We start from the raw sequence: 5,294 nt of genomic DNA, 5'->3' as shown, positions 1-5,294 counted from the left end.
TCCTTTCCCTCCGGAGGGGGGAAAGGTGGCGCTGCGAAGCAGCGACGGATTGGGGGAACCACGTGGCAATCAAGCCTTGGCCCGATCGGTCGCGCCAGTCACAGAAAATGTGTGCATAGCGTAGCCCATTTCATGAGGCGAGGAACCCAAGATCGCGGTCCTCAATTGAACCACAGCGCAAACGTCAAAAAGCCGGCGCCGCCGAACTCGCGCTGGATCTGGTCGAAATCGTCGCTGGTGAGGATCTTGCCGTTTTCGAGATAGGGCGCGATGCCGGGGCCGGTGATCGACAGCACCAGGTCGAAAGGTTTCGGCTCGTCGAAGAAGCGCTTCATGTTGATGCCCTTGCCGGCGATGCGGAAATGCGGCAGCAGCGCGCGGCCTTCGAGAAGATCCTCGGCCACCGTCAATGTGGCGAGCCAGGCCTGCACCTGTTCCTCGCCGACCTCGAGGCCGGTGAGCGGATTGATGCCCTTCTGCTGCGGTCCCGGCAGCCATTCGCGATCGTTGTCGGTCTCGGCCAGGATCGATTTCCAGTCTTCGCGCGACAGCCGGATCATCTCCAGCAGGTGGCGGCGCGCGGCCTGCCGGCGTTCCGGCTCGACCACCGGCCAGTTGACGAGATGTACCAGCGAGATGAAGTCGGCGAAGCGCCATTCCGAGGCGAAAATGTTGCCGCTCATGCCGCCGTCCAGCGGCACGAGCGTATCCTGCAGAGGCAGCTTCGCGCGCGGGAACAGCATGTGGAACGAGCCGTCGAAAGCGTTGCGAAAATCATGCGCCAGCCAGAAATCGGCCTGCGCCATCAGGAACTCGGCATAGCCTTGCAGCCAAAAGCCGTCGGCGCGGTCGAAGCGGAAGGTGAGCGAAGGCGCGGCATCGCTTATGTCGACGCTGCCGCGTGAGAGCGACGCCATGATGGCGGCGATGCTTTCGTCGGGCGCGAGCTTGCCATCTTCGTTGAGGTCGATGCCGACATGGGTGAGATCGACCACCATGCCGATATCGGCATCTTTTGGCACCGAGCCGAGCGTGGCGGCGGATTTTTCGAGCCGGTCGCGGAAGGCGACCAGGATGGCGCGGAAGTCTTCGTAGGTCAGCGGCTGCGGGTTGGGATTGTCGGGCACCGGCAACCGCATCAGCGGCAGCATGAAGGATTTCGGGCTCTCGAAACCGTGGCGATGCAGGCCGCCGGCGAGGAGCTCGAGCGCAGTGAAGAATTCGCCGGCGCCGGCCGCATAGGCCGAGGCCGAGTCCTTGGCCGCTGCCGCCTCCAGCGTCGACAGCGCCGTGTTCCGGTCGGCCACGCTCTTCGCCTCGAACATGGACTTGGCCGCGTCAGGCATCTCCGCCCAGGCGAAGGACGCCGGCAGGAATGCAAACAAGGCTGCTGCAAGGATCGTTCTACGCATCGTCATCGCCCTCCACTGCGTCATGTTGCGAGCATACACGCATTTGGCTCAAGGCGTCCTCCGGCCCTTGCCGATCTGCGAGCCCGCTTTTGGAACGGCGCCTGGCTTCAACCCGCGGGGCAGACAGTCTACACAGGGCGAAACTGGATGGGCCCGTGTCGAACTATCCGCTTGCCTACAAACTGTCATGGCTGCCGCGCCTGCTGAGACCGTCGCTTGCCGGCGACAGAAGCGGCTTCGCGGCGCCCGCGTCGATGTTGCTCGATCCGCAACCCACACGGAAGGTGCGGCTGGCCTTCGTCGGCGACATTTCGGCGGTCGCCAATCGCGATGCGCCGGAGTTCGATCCGGCAATCACGACGCTGCTTTCGTCCGCCGACCTCGTGATCGGCAATGGCGAAAGCCCGATCGTCGAACGCGCACGCGCGGTGATGGGCACGCGGTTCGGCACGCATCACGCGATGGGCGAGCATTTCCTGGCCGATGCGCTCGCAGCCGCCGGCATCGCGCGCGACAGGCTCGTTCTGTCCCTGGCCAACAACCACGTGCTCGATCAGGGCATCGCCGGTTTCGAGGAAACGCTCGCGGCGCTGAACCGGCTCGGGATCAGAACCATCGGCACAATTGGTGGCGGGCCCGTCCAGCGTCATGCGGCCGGATCGCTGACGATCGGCTTTGCGGCCTTCACGCTCTGGCGCAACACGGACGCCGCGCCGTTCGAAGAACGCATCTCGATGCGCGCGGCGGAATGGCCGAGCGACGCCGTTTCCGGCATCGATCTCATCTGCGCCGTGCCGCATTGGGACTGGGAGTTCCGGCATTTTCCACGACCCGCGACGCGGGCGCTGGCGAGGCGGCTGGCGGATCGCGGCGTCCGGCTGATCGCCGGGCATCACGCCCATGTCTTGCAGCCCGTCGAGCGCATCGGCGACAGCGTGATTGCCTATGGGCTTGGCGATTTCCTCGGAACGGCTCTTGCCAGGCAGCCATGGCCGGCACGCATCGGCTCGATATTCGTCGTCGATGTCAGCGCCGATCCGGCCACGCGGGGTAGGATCGCTGCCTATAGGCTGCATTTCTTCGCGCGCCTCGCCACCAATGGTCACGAGCGGTTGGTGCCTGTCGATGCTCTGGGTGGCGCGCTCAAGCGGCGGGTCGCGGCCCGACTGTTGGCAATTTTTCCCATGTCGGGGAAATGATAAGGATACGGCTTCGCCGTCGCTCTCTGCGCGGCCGACCTGAATCTCATCGCGCCTTAGGCAGGCTTACAGCCCAGTCAAACCGGCCAGCCAGTTCGCCGAGTGCTTCGCCGCGTCCACCGTCGCGCCGGCGGCGCGGCTGAGGTCGGTCTTGACCACGGCATAGCCGGCCTTGGTGCGGTAGAGCACGGCGCGGCCGCCATCGACCGACCCGTCGAAGGCGACCGGCTTTGCCGATTCCGTTTCGCTGGCGGTCACCGTTGCGCCAACCGGAGCGCTCGGGCGATGGTCGAGCTCGGGCGGCAGCGGGGCGATGGTTTCGACGATGCGGCTCCTGGGTTTCAAGTCCGGGCTGGAGGCTTTCGCGGCAAGCTCGGAGGAAGAGGCTGAGCCCTTGACGCGGCAGATGCCCGAAACAAGCGGGTAGTTGAAATTGCGCTGGTGCAGCATCTGGCTCTTCATCGCCGCTTCGCAGTCGGCGATCGTCGTCCATTTGGCCGGCGTCTCGCCGATATATTCGCACAGCTTGGCGTCGCAGTCGCAGCCGACGATGGTCATGGCGACAAGGACGGTCTTGATCACGGTCTTGTCCCTTCGAAATTGTCCTCTGCACCCCAGTTGCATCAATCCATGCCGAACAAGGCGGGATTTGGCCGCTATTGTGAAATGTGGATGACGGGACGTATCCGAAGGTTGCTCAGCCGAGAACTGTGACCGAAATGCCTCAGTCGCCGGCGTGGACATGTTCCAATTTGGCACCGGCCTGGTCGAATCCCGGGCAGGAACAGGTTGTTGCTGGCAAGCGGAACCCCGCTGGGGCCACTGCGCGCCTGAGGATGCACCAAAAAGACAGTCGGCGCCGGGATTTCTCCCAGCGCCTCCCTGTCAGATCAGGAACCGGTTAAGGCAGCAACTTCCGTAAAGTCGTCGCGCCAGCCCGGCCTTGATTTTGACGGCCCTGCCAGTCGCCGCCCGAGGGCAGCTCCCGTTCCAGACCACGCCGATCTCCACCCTTGCGGGCTTCGCCCAGCGTGCCATCGAAGGTTTTTCCCGGCCTTCATGGCAGCATCGGTCCGCCGTCGGCGTTAGCACGCTTTCCGCGGCACCCGTAGGTCTCGGTATCCGTCCCTCAAACAGGCGAGCCTGCTTTCGTTCCGGGCCGTACGGGCCTCAGGAAATCCGCCTTGCGCTTTTGCCTTTCGGCGGGGCGTTCGGTAGCCGCCTGAGATGGGTTGAATGTACGCCGGGTAAGGGGTCGGGGGAATGCCGGTGAGCCTGTGGATAGCGGGATTATCGGGGACCAATGGCAAAAGCAGCGGAATCCGCCGACCGAACCGCTTAGACAGCCTGCCCCGCTTTTCTGTGACCGCTGGACGTTGGAGCCTTGCTCCGGCGCCCGGTCCGCGTTTCAATGTCGGCTAAAGATTTTGGGTACCAGCGCGGGTGCCGCAGCGCCTGTTGCGCGACTTGCCTCGAGGGAGGTCGACTTGAAAGTCGGGGTGGTTCTCAATCCGATTGCCGGCGGCGGCAGGCTCAAGCGGCATTGGGCGGAGGCCGCGGCATCGCTCAACAGGAATTTCGGCGATTTCGACTTGCGGGAAACGCAGGCCAGCGGCGACGCCGAGCGATTGGCAATCGACCTCGCCGCCGGCGGGTGCGACCTGGTGATCGCGGCAGGCGGCGACGGCACCGCCAGCGAGGTGGCCGACGGGTTGCTGCAGGCACAGAACGAGACCGGCCAGGAAGCGGCGCTTGGCCTTCTGCCCTGTGGTACCGGCATCGACTTCGCGCGTGGGCTCGATTTGCCGCGCGGCATCGATGCCGCGCTGAAACGGATCGCCGATTCCAAGGCGCGAAAAATCGACGCCGGACGCATCTGCTACATCGACGACCACGGCGCGCTGGCCAGCCGCCATTTCATCAACATCGCCAGCCTCGGCCTGTCGGGCGCGACGGATCGCGCCGTCAATGCCGACAAGCGCAAGGGCAGGGTCTCGGCCAAGGCGCTGTTCTTCTGGCGCACCGTGCTGGAGTTCATCCGCTACCGTTTTCAGGATGTCAGGATCACCATCGACGACGGCGAGCCGGTCGAGGCGCGCATGGCGCTGGTCGCGGTGGCCAACGGCAAATTCTTCGGCGGCGGCATGATGATCGCGCCGGACGCCGAGCTCGCCGACGGCCAGTTCGATATCGTCATCCTGCGGGCCGCCGGCAAGCTTGGGCTGATCCGCGACCTCCGCCTGCTCTATGGCGGCCGCCATCGCAACCATCCGGCAATCACCATCCTGCGTGGCCGCAAGGTGCTGGTCGAGCCGCTCGGCGATGCCGAGAAGAACGGCGCGCTGGTCGACATAGACGGCGAGTCGCCAGGCCGGATTCCGGCGACGTTCGAGATCCTGCCCGGCGCGCTGACGCTGAGAGGTTGAATCAAGACGTTGGCCAGGGGTGGAGCGCCCCGCGGCGTCGTCATCCCTGGGCGAAGCAGGAGCGAAGCTCCGTCGCGGAGACCCTGGGATCCATGCCGGGAGTCCTGAGCGCAGCCACGGTGCAGAATTCTTCACCGCTGCACCTTTCGGCTTGGTCGCGGCATGGATACTCGGGTCAAGCCCACGAGCGTCCGGCACGATTTGTGCTTGTGTAAGTGCACGGCATTGATTCTGCTTCAGTTCAGGTGGTTACGAAT

Annotated in this window: 4 protein-coding genes; 2 read left to right on the top strand and 2 right to left on the bottom strand. The window is 64.7% G+C overall.

Features of this window, described 5'->3' with window-relative positions; translation table 11 throughout:
* Positions 1-161: 161 nt before the first annotated feature.
* Entirely contained in the window at positions 162-1,418 is a 1,257-nt protein-coding gene (locus FJ980_RS29130) for a hypothetical protein (protein ID WP_140547089.1), read from the bottom strand.
* 149 nt (positions 1,419-1,567) lie between these two features.
* On the opposite strand from FJ980_RS29130, the gene FJ980_RS29125 reads away from it, so the two are divergent.
* Positions 1,568-2,611 carry a CapA family protein gene (locus FJ980_RS29125; protein WP_140547088.1) on the top strand — a complete coding sequence of 348 codons (1,044 nt, stop codon included), beginning with the start codon at positions 1,568-1,570 and terminating at the stop codon, positions 2,609-2,611.
* 66 nt (positions 2,612-2,677) lie between these two features.
* Here FJ980_RS29125 and FJ980_RS29120 read toward each other — a convergent pair whose 3' ends face one another.
* A complete protein-coding gene (locus tag FJ980_RS29120; protein WP_140547087.1) occupies positions 2,678-3,193 on the bottom strand; it encodes a hypothetical protein in 516 nt (171 codons plus the stop codon).
* 905 nt (positions 3,194-4,098) lie between these two features.
* Between FJ980_RS29120 and FJ980_RS29115 the strand changes: the two genes are divergently transcribed.
* The gene (locus FJ980_RS29115) at positions 4,099-5,037 is read left to right on the top strand and encodes a diacylglycerol kinase family protein (RefSeq protein WP_140547086.1); all 939 of its coding nucleotides are present in this window, start codon (positions 4,099-4,101) and stop codon (positions 5,035-5,037) included.
* Positions 5,038-5,294 lie beyond the last annotated feature (257 nt).

The organism is Mesorhizobium sp. B1-1-5 (assembly GCF_006443065.1).
Taxonomy (GTDB): Bacteria; Pseudomonadota; Alphaproteobacteria; order Rhizobiales; family Rhizobiaceae; genus Mesorhizobium.
The sequence above is the reverse complement of the archived record's forward strand: the minus strand, read 5'-3'. Positions and strand labels throughout refer to the sequence as shown.

Bases quoted from the DNA above. Each gene is read 5' to 3' on its own strand.
- FJ980_RS29130 (WP_140547089.1), bottom strand. From the start codon at position 1,418: ATGACGATGCGTAGAACGATCCTTGCAGCAGCCTTGTTTGCATTCCTG.